The organism is Leclercia pneumoniae (assembly GCF_017348915.1).
GTDB classification, from domain to species: Bacteria; Pseudomonadota; Gammaproteobacteria; order Enterobacterales; family Enterobacteriaceae; genus Enterobacter; species Enterobacter pneumoniae.
Genome location: NZ_CP071383.1, coordinates 1,590,508 through 1,605,599, shown reverse-complemented (window position 1 = coordinate 1,605,599; position 15,092 = coordinate 1,590,508). Strand labels below are relative to the sequence as shown.

At 57.2% G+C, this 15,092-nt stretch carries 13 protein-coding genes; 7 read left to right on the top strand and 6 right to left on the bottom strand.

What is annotated here, in order from left to right; all coding sequences use genetic code 11:
* Positions 1-116: 116 nt before the first annotated feature.
* The 5 genes from JZ655_RS07525 to JZ655_RS07505 are packed head-to-tail and all read right to left on the bottom strand — an operon-like array spanning position 117 to position 6,852.
* Entirely contained in the window at positions 117-2,174 is a 2,058-nt protein-coding gene (locus tag JZ655_RS07525; protein WP_207293437.1) for a beta-galactosidase, read from the bottom strand.
* Between the two features lie 29 nt (positions 2,175-2,203).
* Positions 2,204-3,406 carry a glycoside hydrolase family 53 protein gene (locus tag JZ655_RS07520; protein WP_207293436.1) on the bottom strand — a complete coding sequence of 401 codons (1,203 nt, stop codon included), beginning with the start codon at positions 3,404-3,406 and terminating at the stop codon, positions 2,204-2,206.
* Positions 3,407-3,410: 4 nt separating this feature from the next.
* Complete coding sequence (locus JZ655_RS07515) at positions 3,411-4,262, bottom strand: sugar ABC transporter permease (RefSeq protein ID WP_207293435.1); 852 nt, start codon at positions 4,260-4,262, stop codon at positions 3,411-3,413.
* 11 nt (positions 4,263-4,273) lie between these two features.
* The gene (locus JZ655_RS07510; protein WP_207293434.1) at positions 4,274-5,578 is read right to left on the bottom strand and encodes a carbohydrate ABC transporter permease; all 1,305 of its coding nucleotides are present in this window, start codon (positions 5,576-5,578) and stop codon (positions 4,274-4,276) included.
* Positions 5,579-5,634: 56 nt separating this feature from the next.
* On the bottom strand, positions 5,635-6,852 hold the full coding sequence (locus JZ655_RS07505) for an extracellular solute-binding protein (RefSeq protein WP_207293433.1): 1,218 nt from the start codon (positions 6,850-6,852) through the stop codon (positions 5,635-5,637).
* Positions 6,853-7,181: 329 nt separating this feature from the next.
* Between JZ655_RS07505 and JZ655_RS07500 the strand changes: the two genes are divergently transcribed.
* Positions 7,182-8,297, top strand: a complete 1,116-nt coding sequence (locus tag JZ655_RS07500; RefSeq protein ID WP_207293432.1) for an ABC transporter ATP-binding protein — start codon at positions 7,182-7,184, stop codon at positions 8,295-8,297.
* A gap of 23 nt (positions 8,298-8,320) precedes the next feature.
* Here JZ655_RS07500 and JZ655_RS07495 read toward each other — a convergent pair whose 3' ends face one another.
* Entirely contained in the window at positions 8,321-8,782 is a 462-nt protein-coding gene (locus JZ655_RS07495) for a MarR family winged helix-turn-helix transcriptional regulator (RefSeq protein WP_207293431.1), read from the bottom strand.
* A 91-nt stretch (positions 8,783-8,873) separates the two neighbouring features.
* On the opposite strand from JZ655_RS07495, the gene JZ655_RS07490 reads away from it, so the two are divergent.
* From JZ655_RS07490 to JZ655_RS07465, 6 genes are all read left to right on the top strand, one after another.
* Positions 8,874-9,443, top strand: a complete 570-nt coding sequence (locus JZ655_RS07490) for a UbiX family flavin prenyltransferase (protein ID WP_207293430.1) — start codon at positions 8,874-8,876, stop codon at positions 9,441-9,443.
* Positions 9,444-9,453: 10 nt separating this feature from the next.
* Positions 9,454-10,911 (top strand): UbiD family decarboxylase, encoded by a 1,458-nt coding sequence (locus JZ655_RS07485; protein WP_207293429.1) that lies wholly within the window; start codon positions 9,454-9,456, stop codon positions 10,909-10,911.
* Positions 10,912-11,040: 129 nt separating this feature from the next.
* A complete protein-coding gene (locus tag JZ655_RS07480; protein WP_207293428.1) occupies positions 11,041-12,054 on the top strand; it encodes an alpha/beta fold hydrolase in 1,014 nt (337 codons plus the stop codon).
* Between the two features lie 145 nt (positions 12,055-12,199).
* Positions 12,200-13,222, top strand: a complete 1,023-nt coding sequence (locus JZ655_RS07475) for an ABC transporter substrate-binding protein (RefSeq protein ID WP_207293427.1) — start codon at positions 12,200-12,202, stop codon at positions 13,220-13,222.
* On the top strand, positions 13,219-14,271 hold the full coding sequence (locus JZ655_RS07470) for a FecCD family ABC transporter permease (RefSeq protein ID WP_207293426.1): 1,053 nt from the start codon (positions 13,219-13,221) through the stop codon (positions 14,269-14,271). Before JZ655_RS07475 ends, JZ655_RS07470 begins: the two co-directional genes overlap by 4 nt.
* The gene (locus JZ655_RS07465) at positions 14,268-15,026 is read left to right on the top strand and encodes an ABC transporter ATP-binding protein (RefSeq protein WP_207293425.1); all 759 of its coding nucleotides are present in this window, start codon (positions 14,268-14,270) and stop codon (positions 15,024-15,026) included. The genes JZ655_RS07470 and JZ655_RS07465 overlap by 4 nt, the downstream gene beginning before the upstream one ends.
* The last annotated feature ends 66 nt before the right edge of the window (positions 15,027-15,092 follow it).

The window sequence follows — 15,092 nt, the reverse complement described above, 5'->3', positions numbered from 1 at the left end:
CCTTCACGCTGCAAACGCGATACGCATCCTGGTCTGCAAGCCGAATGATTTAGGGTATCCAGGGGTAAAAAAATGCCTGCTCATTTGAGCAGGCGTGTTATGCGTGGCGCCGGGCGTTATGCCCTGCGCTTCAGCACGCGACAATCCCACGGCAGGAGCACGGTTTCGCCCACCGCCGCAGCATCGGTCATACTGTCGGTATAGCCCTCTGGCAGCGTGACCAGTTGCTGCTGCGCCGTGAAGTTCTGCACAAACACCCAGGTGCTCTCGCCATCAGTACGGGCGGTAGCCACCACGCCCGGCGGGAAGTCAGCATCGACGGCCTGCGGCAGCGCCAGTTCGTTAATAATGCCGGCGAAGAAGTCACGCTGGAATTGCAGATCGTTGCGCGACGCCACGTGCCAGGCTTTGCCGTTGCCAAATCGGTTAACCGTTACCGCCGGTCGACCGGCATAAAAATCATCCCGGTAGGTCGCCAGCGCCTGGGCGGTTTCAGTGTGGATCAGCTCGCAGAGATGACGCACCTGGTACGGCCCCTGCAGACCCGACGCATTGCCCGCCAGCCCCTGCACCAGGTTACGTTCCCCCTCGCCCAGACAGTCGATCTCTTCCGCCCAGATCCCGAGCAGCTTGCGCAGCGGGCCAGGGAAGCCGCCCGTAAAGCAGAGATCGGTTTCATCCACAATGCCGCTCCAGTAGGTCGTAACCAGATGCCCCCCCTCGGCCACAAAGGCTTCGGCGCGTTCGGCGAATCCCTGGCGGACCATGTAGAGCATAGGGGCAATCACCAGCGCGTACTGGCTCAACGGCTGATCGGCATCGATCACGTCAACGGCAATGCCTTTCTCCCAGAAGGGACGGTAGTGCTCATTCACGGTTTTTTCGTACTCCAGGCCCATATTGCGCGGGCCTGCGGCATCGTCCATCGCCCAGCGGCTCTGCTGGTCAAAGATAATGGCCACCCGCGCCTCGGTGCGGCAACCCGCCACCACCGACAGACGCGCCAGCATATCGCCCAGCTTGCTCACCTCACGCCCGACGCGGGTATCCAGATGCCCCACATGGTCGATAACTGCCCCGTGGAACTTCTCTACCGAGCCGCGGCTTTTACGCCACTGGAAATACTGCACCGAATCCGCCCCGTGAGCCACAGCCTGTAAAGACGAGAGGATGTGCATCCCCGGTTTTTTCAGCTTACTGATGGGCTGCCAGTTGGTGGTGCTGGGCGTAGACTCCATCAGCACAAAAGGCTTGCCGCCTTTAAGCGAACGCATCATGTCGTGATACATGGCGGTGTAGCAGGCCAGCGTCGTTTCCTCTTTCTCACGGTGCCACATCGGATAGCTGTCCCAGGAGATAAAATCGATCTCTTTCGCCAGCTGCCAGTAGTCGTAATCGTAAAAGTACTCCATAAAGTTGGTGGTCACCGGCAGGTCGGCATTTACCGCTTTGAGTGGCGCCACTTCATGACGGCAGAAGTCGCTCACCTGCGCGGTGTTAAAGCGTCGCCAGTCCAGATTCAGGCCGTGGATGGAGACCTCACCCTGCGGCGCGGGCGATTCAATTTGCGACCAGTCCGTGTAGGTGTGACTCCAGAAGGTGCTCCACCACGCATGGTTGAGTGCATCCAGCGTCTTATAACGCGCTTTCAGCCAGTCGCGGAATTTTTGCTGACACAGGCCGCAGTGGCACTCGCCACCATATTCGTTAGAGATATGCCAGCCCAGCACGGCGGGGTGCTGCGAGTAGCGCTCCGCCAGCAGGCGATTAATCTTCAGCGTCTTTTCACGATAGACCGGCGAGGTCATGCAGTGGTTGTGTCGCCCACCGTGCAGCGCCGACACGCGGTCACGCCCTACCCGAAGCACTTCCGGATATTTTTGCGACATCCACGCCGGACGCGCACCGCTCGGGGTGGCGAGGAATATATGGATACCCGCCGCGTAAAGTTTCTCAATTACCGCATCCAGCCAGGCAAAATCATATTCCCCTTCGCGCGGTTCGAGTTTCGCCCAGCTAAATATCCCGACCGACATCACATTACATTTTGCCTGCTGCATCATGGTAATGTCTTTTTCAATAATACCGGGATAATTTTCCCATTGTTCCGGGTTATAATCGGCGCCATGCAGTAACGCAGCAACCTTAGGAAATAAAGGCGCGAATTTAGTCATATTTACAGCTTCCTGAAATCAGAGGGGGATTATTTAAATACTGTCATTGATGGCAACACTTTTCCCTGACAATCAAACAGGGCCTGATTCTCGCGGGCATTGCCCTCTTTCCACTCATCGTGGATATATTTCATGCCAGCTTTAGTGGCCCATGTGGTACCCGGAACGGCAATCCAGGTTGGCTCCCAATAAAAGATGCCTTTGCCACGCTGCGCCGGCACATCAATAACGGTCTGCATGAGGTCGTGTATATAGTCGTACTGGCCCTGGACGGTACCAGGATAACCGCCATCTTTCTCTTCTTTGGCCTGGAAGCTATTTTCTGCGTTGTCACAGTTTTCCAGGGTATAGCCATAGGCGGCTTCCACTACGATCACATCTTTGTTGTAGCGTTGGCTGATGTCATCCATGTTGGCCTTCAGCGCGCTGAGGGGGCCGTTCCAGTAGGTGTACATTGACAGGCCGATAATATCGAACGGCACGTTACGCTTTGTGATTTCATCAAACCACCAGCGGAAGGTGTCATTTTTCGTACCTTCAGCCAGATGCAGCATAATTTTCACCTGCTCGCCTTCGGTGAGGTTCTCTTTCAGGCCGTCGATGGCCGCATTCAGCAGCCCGGCTAAGCGGTCAAACTCCCCGCCGTTTTGCCCCCAGCTTTTTCCCTCCGGCCAGAGGATCCCGCCGTTAATTTCGTTGCCAATCTGCACCATATCCGGCAACACACCCTCTTTCTTGAAGCGGGCTATAACGTCGTGGGTGTAATCGTGGATCGCCGTTTTAAGCTGCGGATAGTCCATTTTCTCCCAGGCTTTTGGTTTGTACTGTTTGCCCGGGTCGGTCCAGAAATCGCTGTAGTGGAAATCGAGCAGTAATTTGATCCCCTGGGCCTTTACGCGTTTCGCCAGCGCGAGCGTGTTCTCCAGGTTGTTGCTGCCGCCGCCATAGGTATTGCCCTGGCCGTCCTGCGGGTCAACCCACAGGCGCAGGCGTACGTAATTCACACCGTTCGCTTTCAGAATCGCGATGGCGTCCTGCTTCTGGTTTTGCGCATTGTAAAACGTCGCCCCATGCTGCTCGGCCTCCAGCAAGGTGGAGATATCCGCGCCTTTGATAAAATCATCCGGCATGCCGTTAAACGGACGGGTTTTCAGCGCATCAGCAGCGAAGGTGCTGGCGGCAAATCCGCACGAGAGGCAGAGCGCAAGCAGAGCGGGCTGGAATCTTTTCATGTGCTTATCCTTTGGTACTGCCGGAGGTGAGGCCGGAGACGAAGTATTTTTGTAACGCCAGATAGAGGATCGCCACCGGCACGGCAATTAGCACTGCCCCTGCCGCGTAGGTGGTGTAACTGGCACCCATTTTTTGTGCCACCAGGTTATAAAGCCCGATAGGTAAGGTGTATTTGTCCGGGGTACGCAAAATGGTGCTGGAAAGAATGAAATCCCCCAGCGGCCCGGTGAAGGAGAAGAGCGCCACCACCGCCAGAATCGGCTTTGACAGCGGCATAATGATCTCAATGAAGATACGGAAGTTACTGGCACCATCCATGCGGGCCGATTCGTCCAGATCCTTCGGGATCGCATCCAGATACCCTTTCATCAGATAGGTGTTCATCGGGATCATGCCGCCGACGTAAATTAGCACCAGCGCCAAGTGGCTGTTGATTAACCCCAGCAACTGCGAGAGGACGAAAATGGCAATCAGCGCCGAGAACTGCGGGATCATCTGCAGCAGCAAGAACAGCATCAGCCCGTTTTGCCGCCCCTTAAAGCGAAAACGCGAGAAGGCATAGGCGGTAAAACTCACGCTGATCAGCGTCAGCACCATGGTCATGAAGCTGATTTTCATTGAGTTCCAGTACCAGGTCATATAGTTCACCTGGCCATTGAACAGGTCGGCATAGTGCTGGAATGAGAGATTTTCCGGGATGATCGACGAACTGAGCAGGCTGTTGCCCGCGTTCAGCGAAGCCCCTACCGTCCATACCAGTGGATAGATAATGACGGTGGAGACCAGCAGGATAACCAGCCAGGAGAGCGAGAGGCGGAGCCACTTCTCACGTTTAATACTTTGTGATTGAGCCATTGTTCTCTCTCCTATGCCATGTCGTCATTTTTGAACGATTTGGTGGCACGGAACTGCCACAGCGCCAGCCCGACGACAAAGATCGACAGCAGGATGGTGATAGTTGCGGCAATCGCATACTGGGACGAAGACATGGTGAGCTTATAGATCCACGACACCAGGATATCCGTCCCGCCGGCATTCGACCCCACTACCGCCGGCCCGCCGTTGTTGAACAGGTAGATAATGTTGAAGTTATTGAAGTTAAAGGTGTATTGCGTGATCAGGATCGGGGCAATGGCGTAGAGCACCAGCGGCAACGTAATGGTGCGCAGCCGGGTAAAGCTGCTGGCGCCATCCATGGTGGCAGCTTCGTAGAGATCGTCCGGGATCGCCTGCAGCACGCCGGTGGTCATGGCGAAAACAAACGGGAAGCCGAGCCAGGTCTGCATCATGATCAGCGCGGTTTTGGTCCAGAACGGATCGGTCATCCACGCCCTGGGCGCAATACCAAAGAAGGCCAGAATGGCATTGTTGATGACGCCAAAAGAGTCATTAAACATGCCGGCGAACACCAGAATAGTGACGAAACCCGGCACCGCCCACGGCAGAATAAAGATGGTGCGGATAAGCGGCTTGAAGCGCAGATCTTTCTGGTTCACCAGGATGGCTAACAGCACGCCGACGGAACACTGCAGCGTGGTCGCCAGCAGCGTCCAGACCACCGTCCACTGCAGCACGTCCAGGAAGGTGGAACGCCAGATGGAGAGGGTGAAAATGTTGATAAAGTTCTTGAAACCAACCCAGTCCACCAGCTTCGCCGGCGGGGTGTGGTAGAGGTTGTAGTTGGTGAAGGCGATGGCAAACCCGAACAGAATCGGAAAGACCACCACAAACACCAGCAGAATAAAGCCGGGCGAGATCATCAGATAGGGGAAGCCTTCGCTCAGCAGCATCTGGTACTGCTTGCGCACGCTGTTAAGCTGTTGTCCGTCGTCACGTTTACGACCGTTGGCCCACGCGTCCCGCAGCGAAAGCGCATAGAGTCCCACGCCGAAGGCGATGATCAGCACGCTGATAATCCCTTCTGCCAGCAGGAAGATAGAGTTGTCGCGCGGCACCACTTCGCCTAACGTCACCAACCCCCAAAGCCCTTCGCCCAGGAAGTCTGCAAACACGCCGACAAAGCTTACCAGCAGCACGAGAAAGATAATGCCCTTGAGCCACTGGCGATGATAAAACTGGCCGAAACCGGGGATGAGCGCCAACAGCAGGCCGCACCAGGCATGACGCCCGGCTGGCCGCGCGCTGGCATAATTTTCTGGGATGATACTCACTGACCACTCCTTTCAAAAAACGGGCGCAGGGGCGCCCGTTTTGTTACCTCTGACAATTACTGATTGCTGGCCTGCATGGCTTCGATCTGCATCTGAACCTGTTTTTCTGCGCCATCCAGCGCCGCTTTCGGATCCTGCTTACTGGTGAGGCTCAGCTCCAGCGCGGCGTTTGCCGGGCCCCACACTTCACCCATCTCCGGAATGCCCGGCATGGCAGATGCACGCGCGGCCTGCACCGCCACCGCGCTGGCTTTCTCGTCATTCTTGATAAGCGGATCGTCAATCATTGCCGTCAGCGGTGGGATCTCACGGGTGGCCACGTAGCGGGTTTTTACGTACTGCGGCTGATTAATAAACTCGATAAATTTCTGCGCCAGCGCTTTGTCTTTACTCCAGGTCGAGACCACATAGCCCTTCACTCCCAGGAATGAGCTCATCGGCTTACCATCCGGCAGGGTCGGCAGTGGCGCCACGCCGTAGTTGATGCCCGAGGCTTCATACGGCTGGAAAGCCCAGGGGCCGTTGATCACCGCCGCCGCTTTTTTCTCGGTAAACAGGGAGTCGATGGCGTTCAGGCCGTTGTCGCCGATAATCCCCGCCGGGAAGACATTGTCGGCATAGAATTTTTTCAGGAAGGTAACCGCTTCGACCGCGCCCGGTTTGTTCAGCCCAACGTCCTGCGGGTTATAGCCGCCTTTGTCGTTTTTACCGAAGATGTAGCCGCCCATCGGCTCAATCGCGCCCCAGCTGTAGTAAATCTGGTCAAATTTCGCCAGCAGGCCGTACTGATCCTTCGCCCGCTGTTGCTTAGAAAAGTCGTACCACGCCTGCAGGCTATCCAGCGGTTTGTCGATGAGGTCTTTGTTGTAGATTAAGACCAGCGTTTCGACCGCTTTAGGCACGCCATAGAGGACGTTATCCATTTTGAAAGCGTTGATTGACGCCGGTGTGTACTGCTCAGTCGCGCCAGCCGCCATATTCAGGGGGGTTAACAACCCTTGCACCACGGCCCCGCCCAGTTGATCATTAGGGATGACCAGGACATCCGGGCCGATACCTGCCGGGCCATCCAGACGCAGTTTTTCCAGCTGCTGTGCGTAGGGCATCTCCTGCACGTTGACCTTAACGTCGTACTGCTTTTCAAAGTCGCTCACCGCATCTTTGATGCCTGAAGATTTCTTGATGTCTTCCCAGACGTTAAGTTGCTGCGCGGCATGAACCTGAACGGTGGCGATAGCAGAGAGGATAAGAGCAGCGAGAATGTTCTTTTTCATTATCAACCTCATGTGAAGGTATAACAATTTTAGGGTTGTTATGGTGCCAGACGATCTATCCTTGCGCCTGCAAAACCTGATATAGCTGGCCTGCAAAGGATGGTGCCTGACCTCTTTGGTTTGTTATACGCTACCCTTCACATCATGATAACTCTACAAAAAACTGTAAGTTGTGTGATCCTCATAACATTAATGAAATATCTGTATAGGGCATGCAAATAGAGGAAGTTATAGTCGTGACAGATAATTTGCGCCGCCGGACAACGTCTTTGTGAATTGTTATACGTAATACACAAACGACAGAAACGACGGCTTACCGGGGAACGTTAATGTCGAATATACAATTGAGGAGTGTCACCAAACGTTTTGGCGACACCGTTACGCTGCACAATGTGAATCTGGATATTCAGGACGGTGAGTTTGCCGTTTTTGTCGGCCCTTCTGGCTGCGGAAAATCGACCCTGCTGCGGATGATTGCCGGCCTGGAAGAGGTGAGCGAAGGTGAAGTGCTGATTGGCAACGAGGTGATGAATGACGTGGCGCCGTCTCATCGCGGCGTGGCGATGGTATTCCAGTCCTATGCGCTCTATCCGCATATGACGGTGGCCGAGAATATGGGCTACGGGCTAAAAGTGAATAAGGTGCCTAAAGATCAGATTCGCCATCAGGTTGAGATGGTGGCCAAAACGCTACAGCTCTCGCATCTTCTGGACCGTAAACCAAAGCAGCTCTCCGGCGGCCAGCGTCAGCGTGTGGCCATAGGCCGCGCGATTGTGCGTAACCCACGCGTTTTTATGTTCGATGAACCCCTCTCTAACCTGGATGCGGAACTGCGCGTGGAGATGCGTTTGCATCTGGCGCGCCTGCACCAGGAGTTGAAAACCACCATGGTCTATGTCACCCACGATCAGATAGAGGCGATGACGCTGGCCGACAAAATTGTGGTGATGAATTACGGCAAAGTGGAGCAGATGGGCGCCCCGATGGATCTCTATTACAAACCGGTGAACAAGTTTGTCGCCGGGTTTATTGGCTCACCCAAAATGAACTTCCTGCCCGCCACCGTCACCGCCTGGCAACCCGGGGAGCTGACCGTGAGCCTGTCGCAGCAACATTCTCTGACCCTGGCGATCCAGACCTCCCCGCTCACCCCCGGTAGTCAGGTGACGCTGGGCATTCGTCCGGAACATTTAACCACCGATACCCGCCTGGGGACGCGCATCACGTTTAACTGCGAAGTGGTGGAGCGACTGGGTAACAATACCTATCTGTTCGGTCAGTGTTATGGTCACGACAACGTGAAGATCCTCCTGCCGGGCGACGTGAAATTTGCCCCGTGGCAGAAGATTGAACTCGCTTTTGACGATCGCCACTGCATGATCTTTGATGCCGACGACGTGCGCGTCAGTGCGGATATCGAAGAGAACGCCCGCGCGGTCGCCTGACCTTGATCCTGTGGGACGCCCTTTCAGGGCGCCTGCAGGCCACCAATCTTGCTTAGAAGTCGCTTCAGATCGGCAATATCCTGCGCACTCATTCCTTCAGTAATCACGTTTTCAGCCTGTTTTGCCTGCGTAATCATCTTCGCCAGCATTGCCTCGCCTTCCGCACTCATCGAGACCAGCTTGCGCCTGCGGTTGTCGGGATCGGTCTGCACCGACAGTAATCCACTCTTACTCATACGATCAATCACATAGGTGCCGGTGGCTTTATCAAAGCCCGCCCGGCTGCCCAGCGTTTGCTGATCGCAAGAGGTCTCCTCGGCCAGCACCACCAGAATGGCGTACTGGACGGCAGATAATCCCGTGTCCACGCACTGACTCCAGCAGAGCGTGGCGTGCTGCCCCGCCCGGCGCATCAGGTGCATAAGTGAGCTATCACCGTGCGGCCACAGCGGCGCGGCATGAATTAAGTCGCGATGATTTGACATTGGCTGTCTTGACTCCCTGAACCGATAACCATATAGTTCGAACACAAACAGTTTAAGTTCAAACTATATCATAAAGGTTCTTATAAACCCCATGAAAATTGTTGTTGGCATGACGGGCGCAACCGGCGCCGCCATTGGTGTGCGCGTACTGGCCGCGCTCAAAGAGCTGGGCGTCGAGACGCATCTGGTCATCTCGAAATGGGCACGCGCAACCCTCCAACTGGAAACGCCCTACAGTGTACAGGAGGTTCTGGCCCTCGCCTCAAAGAGTTACAGCGAACATGACCAGGCGGCGGCCATCTCCAGCGGTTCGTTTCGGGTGGATGGGATGATCGTCGTGCCCTGTAGCATGAAAACCCTCGCCGCCATTCGCTGTGGCTACGGTGATGGTTTAATTGCCCGCGCCGCCGACGTCACCTTAAAAGAGCAGCGCAAGCTGGTGCTGGTGCCGCGTGAGTCGCCGCTCAACGCTATCCATCTGGAGAACATGCTCGCCCTGACCCGTGCGGGCGCCATGATGTTGCCGCCCATGCCCGCTTTTTACAACCACCCGCACAGCACCGACGACATCATTAACCACTGCGCGTCGCGCATCCTCGATCAGTTCGGGCTTGATAACGCATTAACGCAACGTTGGGGCGAACCGCGTCCCAGGACTTAAGGAAAGTCAGATGAAATATTACGATGATTTAAGAAGCTTTATTGATGCCCTGGATGAGATGGGCGATATCATGCACGTCCGCCGGGAAGTTGACGGTGATTTTGAGCCGAGCGCTATCACGCGTCGCAGCTATGAACGCCAGTCCCCTGCCCCGCTATTTCATAAGGTTGCCGGCGTAGCGCCCGGTTTTCGTCTGTTTGGCGCCCCGGCCAGCCTCTCCTCCCGCAGCGACATGCCCTATGCCCGTGTGGCGATGTCCCTGGGGCTGGCACCCGAGTCCACTGGCCCGCAAATTATCGAAGCGTTATCTGCCGCGCGCAGTCAGCCCGGCATACCGCCGGTACGCGTGGGATCTGCCGATGCCCTTTGCCATCAGAACATTTTGCGCGGCGATGACGCCAGCCTCGATCGTTTCCCTATCCCGTTTGCACATGATAAAGACGGTGGCCGTTATGCCAACACCTGGGGCACGCTGATTGTCAAAACCCCAGACGGTAAATGGGTGAACTGGTCTATCGCCCGCGTAATGAAGGTGGACGGCAAACGTATGGTGGGGCTGATCGTGCCAAGCCAGCATATTGGCCAGATCTGGGGCGAATGGGTGAAATTGGGTCAGCCTATGCCCTATGCGCTGGTACAGGGCCCTGCGCCAGCGATTTCGTGCGTGTCCGGTATTCCCATTCCGGCACATGCGGATGAGTCTGACTACATCGGTACGCTGGCGGGAGCGCCAGTGCCGGTGGTAAGGGCAATCGACATCGATCTGGACGTTCCCGCCACGGCCGAAATTGTTATCGAGGGGCATGTCTCCATCGAACGGGATTGCCAGGAGGGGCCATATGGGGAGTACGGCGGCTATCTGGGAGAAGGCTCGTCCGCGCAGCCTACCTTCCACGTAGAGACCATTACCCACCGGGACGATCCTATCTGGCCCATGTCGATAACGGGGCGTCCTACCGACGAATCACATACCCTCTGGGCGATGGGCCTGGCCGCCGATGCGCTGACCTCGCTGCGCGAGGCAAACCTGCCGATTACGACCGCCTGGATCCCGGAGGATTCTACCGTGCACTGGCTACTGGTGGTGGTGCCGCAAAACTGGCGCGAACGGCTGCCGGGCGTCAGTAGCGAAGCATTAAGTCGCCGAATTGGCGAGGTGCTATTTAAAACCGATGCGATGGTCTTTATCCCGAAAGTGTACGTGGTGGATGACGATTTCGATCCTACCAACCTGCGAGAAGTGGTATGGGTGCTGTCGACCCGCGTGCACCCGGTAGGCCGCCGCGTGGTCTTTGATGACCAGCGAGTGATACGCCTGCCTCAATGCTATGACGAAGCGGAGTACATCGCAGGCAAAGGGGCGAAAGTGGTCTTTGATACCCTGCAGGAGAAACGTCATCTGCATGCCTCCTTTGACCAGGGTTACCCTGAAGCAGTACGCCAGCGCGTACTGGATAACTGGGAATAACCTTCCAGCGGGCTGCGGAAATTACCGCAGCCCCGGCCATCTTTACCCCGCTTTACACCCCCGTTCCGTCTGGTGCTCTACAGTGTGTCATTGTTGTTCACTTTCACTCTTTGCTATGGGAGAGCCTGCATGACCGCACGACGATTATCCTGCCTTGCGCTTTTCGTTGCCCTTTCCACTCCGGCACTGGCGGCCGATGCCCCGGCTTACGGGGAGAAACTGGAAGGCTTTGACTACGCGTGGCCGGTTCAGCACTTTACGTTTACCTCGCAGAAACAGCGTCTGGATATGGCTTATCTGGATGTCAAACCCGAGAACGCGAATGGCCGCACCGTGGTGCTGATGCACGGTAAAAACTTCTGTGCCGGTACCTGGGAGGCCACTATCAAAGCCCTGAGCGCCAGCGGCTACCGGGTCATCGCCCCGGATCAGATCGGTTTTTGCAAATCCACCAAGCCGGAACAGTATCAGTATACGTTTCAGCAGCTGGCAGATAATACCCACGCGCTTCTGAAGCAGTTGGGTGTTGATAAGGTGACGGTTATCGGCCACTCCACCGGCGGCATGCTCGCCACCCGCTACGCGCTGATGTGGCCGCAGCAGGTCGAGCAGCTGGTGATGGTGAACCCAATAGGGCTGGAAGACTGGAAAGCGCGCGGCGTACCGCATATCACCGTTGATGAGTGGAACCAGCGTGAGCTGAAAACCAGCGCCGAGGGCATTCGTCAGTACGAGAAGAATACCTATTACGCCGGGGAGTGGAAGCCGGAGTACGAGCGCTGGGTTACGATGCTGGCCGGGTTGAATAACGGCCCCGGTAAAGCGCGCGTGGCGTGGAACTCCGCCCTGCTCTACGACATGATCTACACCCAACCGGTGATGTATGAGTTCAGTGAACTGAAGATGCCGGTGCTGTTGATGATCGGCACCAAAGACAATACCGCCATCGGCAAGGATCTCGCCCCGCCTGAAATTCGCCAGCAGTTGGGGAACTACGCGGTGCTCGGGAAAGAGACGGCGAAGCGGATCCCCCATGCCACTCTGATAGAGTTTGACGATATGGGCCATGCACCGCAGATGCAGGACCCGGTGCGCTTCCATCAGGCGTTGCTCGACGGCCTGCAAAAGCGCGCCACGCAATAACCTTCACGGGCGCAGCGTCCGACTGCGCCCGTTGCATCTTCATACTTCCCTCCTTCCGCCGATCGACGCTTTGCGCTGTTCAGGGGTTGAACCCCGCCTCACTACATGTATTATGTTATAACATAACATTTTTGAGGTCTGGCACGTGTCCGTTAAACATTTACTTTCCCTGGCTGCATCTGCATGGCTCCTGTTCACCGCCCAGGCTTTTGCGGCTGGCCCCTTCCCGCTGACGCTGGAGAATTGCGGCGTCAAACAGACGTTTACTCACCCACCAGAACGCGTTGTGACCGTGGGGCAACATGAAACCGAGCTGCTAATGGCGCTGGGTCTGGAGAAGAAAATTGCCGCTACCTCGGTATGGTTTGGCCCCTTACCGGATACGCTTGCCCCCCAGGGCAAAGGGCTGAAAAAGCTGGCCGATAACGCCCCCTCCTTTGAGGCGGTGGTCGCGCAAAAACCCGAGCTGGTACTGGCCCAGTATCACTGGCATATCGGACCCCAGGGCGAAGTGGGCACCCGCGACCAGTTCGCCGCGCTCGGGATCAACACCTGGATCTCCCCTGCGGATTGCATTGGCAAACGCGTCACCGACAGCTCGAACGGGGATGGCGCGCGCAGCACCCCTTTCTCCATTGCGGAAATTGAACGCGAAGTCCGCGAACTGGCTACGCTATTCGCCGTCCCCCAGCAGGGCGACAGCCTGATCAAGGCGTTGACGCAACGCATCGAAAAGGCGCAAAAGCAGGCCGCCAGTAAGCGGAAAACGCCGCTGAAGGTGCTGTTCTGGTTCTCCAGTAGCCGCCTGAACGGCGATCCCTGGGTTGCGGGCAATTTTGGCGCGCCGGGCTGGATCGGAAAGACCCTGGGGTTGAACAATGTTATCGACTCGCACGACGAGTGGCCTGCCGTCACCTGGGAGCGTATTGCCCAGGCGCAGCCGGATATTATCGTGATTGCTGAGATGGCGCGGCGGCTCTATCCCGCCGATGACGTCGAGGTAAAAAAGGCCTTTTTACGCAGCGATCCGGTTACCCAACATATCCCTGCGGTCAAAAATAACCACATCATCGTGGTGCCGGCCATGTCTTTAAATCCGTCTCTGCGCAACGTGGATGCGGTCGAGCTGATCGGTCAACAGCTGGCCACCTTCCAGGCGCAGCCATGAGCACTCTGGCCATGCGTCTGCCCGTCTCACCTCCGCGCTGGCGATACCGCACGCTGTTGGCGGCAGGCGTGCTGGCGCTACCCTTGATGCTGGTGCTCGCCGCCACTCAGGGGGAGATGGCGGTCTCCTTTATCACGGCAGGTCAGGCCATTCTTAACGGGTTAGGGTTGACCGCCTTCGACCTTCCCCAGGTAGAGGCGGGTATTGTCTGGGAGTATCGCATGAGCCGGGCACTGATGGCGGCGTGCAGCGGCGGCGGGCTGGCCCTGTGCGGGCTGGTCTTGCAATCGATTCTACGCAACCCGCTGGCGGAGCCCTATCTGCTGGGCATCTCCGCCGGGGCGTCACTGGGGGCAGTCTGCGTGATGTTGCTGGGCATTGGCGGTACCACGCTGGGCATCAGCAGCGGTGCCTTTCTCGGTGCCTGCGGCGCTTTTGGGCTGATCATGGTCATTACGCGCGGTATGACCGACAGCCCGCCGCGCATTTTGCTGGCGGGCATTGCCGGTACCCAGCTGTTTAACGCGCTGACCGCCTATGTGGTAAGCACCTCGGCCAACGCCGAGCAGTCACGCAGCGTCATGTTCTGGCTGCTGGGGAGCCTGAGCGGCGTGCGCTGGCCCGATGCTTTACTGGCGCTGGCGGTTACGCTGGCGGGATTGCTCATAATCATGGCTTTCTCCCAGGCGCTGGATACCTTTACCTTCGGCGATGAAGTTTCTACCACCCTTGGGGTTCCGGTCACCTGGGTACGCGTGGTGTTATTGCTAACCTGCGCGCTGATCACCGCCGTGATGGTCAGCACCATCGGCGCCGTGGGCTTTGTCGGTCTCGTGATCCCGCATATCTCGCGCATGGTGAGCGGCCCGGGCCATCAGCGATCCATTCCTTTAACCTTTCTTATTGGCAGCCATTTTATGATCCTCGCGGATATGGTTTCCCGGACGTTGATCGCCCACCAGGTGCTGCCGATCGGCGTGGTCACCGCGCTGGTGGGGGCCCCCGCGTTTGTCCTGATACTGTGGCGCAGCCGGGAGAGAAAAAGATGAATATCTCAGCGAAGGGACTGCAGGTGCAGTTGCAATCAAAAACTGTACTCCATGGTATCGATCTGGAGGTGAGCGCCGGGCAGCGTGTTGGCCTGCTGGGGCCAAACGGTTCGGGGAAGTCGACCCTGCTCCGCTGTCTGGCCGGGCTGCTGCCCGCCGGTGCGCAGCAGGTACGCCTGAATGGGATTGCCCTTGATGCCCTCCCCCTCAGGCAGCGCGCCCGTCAGATGGCGTTTGTTACGCAGCATGCCGAGGTGGATGGGGATCTCAGCGTCGGGCAGATTGTCGCCCTGGGACGTACCCCACATCGCCGGCTTTTACAGGGCTGGCACGCCGAAGATGAGCAGGCTGTGGCAGAGGCGCTGCGCCTGATGCAGCTCACCTTGCTGCGCGATCGGCAGTGGCGTCACCTGTCCGGTGGCGAGCGCCAGCGCTGCCAAATCGCCCGCGCCCTGGCTCAGCAACCGCAGGTACTGCTGCTGGATGAGCCGACAAACCATCTCGACATTCAGCATCAGCTGGAGCTAATGCGCCTGATTGCCAGCCTGCCGCTGACGGTGGTCGTCGCGCTGCATGACCTCAACCTGGCGGCCCGATTCTGCCAGCGGCTGGTGCTGCTTAAAGGCGGGCGGGTCGTGGCAAGCGGCGAGCCCGCAACGGTATTCACCCCGGAGCAAATTGAACAGACCTGGCGGGTAAAATCCCGCGTACGGCAAGAAGAGGGCGTCACCGTTATCCGCTATCTCATGGACTAGCCTGCCTGCGCCAGCCTCCCGACAAACGAATTAGGAATAATCCTGCCAACAGCAGGGACTATGCTT

Coding starts and splice junctions, on each gene's coding strand:
- JZ655_RS07525 (WP_207293437.1), bottom strand. CDS start 2,174: ATGACTAAATTCGCGCCTTTATTTCCTAAGGTTGCTGCGTTACTGCAT.
- JZ655_RS07520 (WP_207293436.1), bottom strand. CDS start 3,406: ATGAAAAGATTCCAGCCCGCTCTGCTTGCGCTCTGCCTCTCGTGCGGA.
- JZ655_RS07515 (WP_207293435.1), bottom strand. CDS start 4,262: ATGGCTCAATCACAAAGTATTAAACGTGAGAAGTGGCTCCGCCTCTCG.
- JZ655_RS07505 (WP_207293433.1), bottom strand. CDS start 6,852: ATGAAAAAGAACATTCTCGCTGCTCTTATCCTCTCTGCTATCGCCACC.
- JZ655_RS07500 (WP_207293432.1), top strand. CDS start 7,182: ATGTCGAATATACAATTGAGGAGTGTCACCAAACGTTTTGGCGACACC.
- JZ655_RS07495 (WP_207293431.1), bottom strand. CDS start 8,782: ATGTCAAATCATCGCGACTTAATTCATGCCGCGCCGCTGTGGCCGCAC.
- JZ655_RS07490 (WP_207293430.1), top strand. CDS start 8,874: ATGAAAATTGTTGTTGGCATGACGGGCGCAACCGGCGCCGCCATTGGT.
- JZ655_RS07485 (WP_207293429.1), top strand. CDS start 9,454: ATGAAATATTACGATGATTTAAGAAGCTTTATTGATGCCCTGGATGAG.
- JZ655_RS07480 (WP_207293428.1), top strand. CDS start 11,041: ATGACCGCACGACGATTATCCTGCCTTGCGCTTTTCGTTGCCCTTTCC.
- JZ655_RS07470 (WP_207293426.1), top strand. CDS start 13,219: ATGAGCACTCTGGCCATGCGTCTGCCCGTCTCACCTCCGCGCTGGCGA.
- JZ655_RS07465 (WP_207293425.1), top strand. CDS start 14,268: ATGAATATCTCAGCGAAGGGACTGCAGGTGCAGTTGCAATCAAAAACT.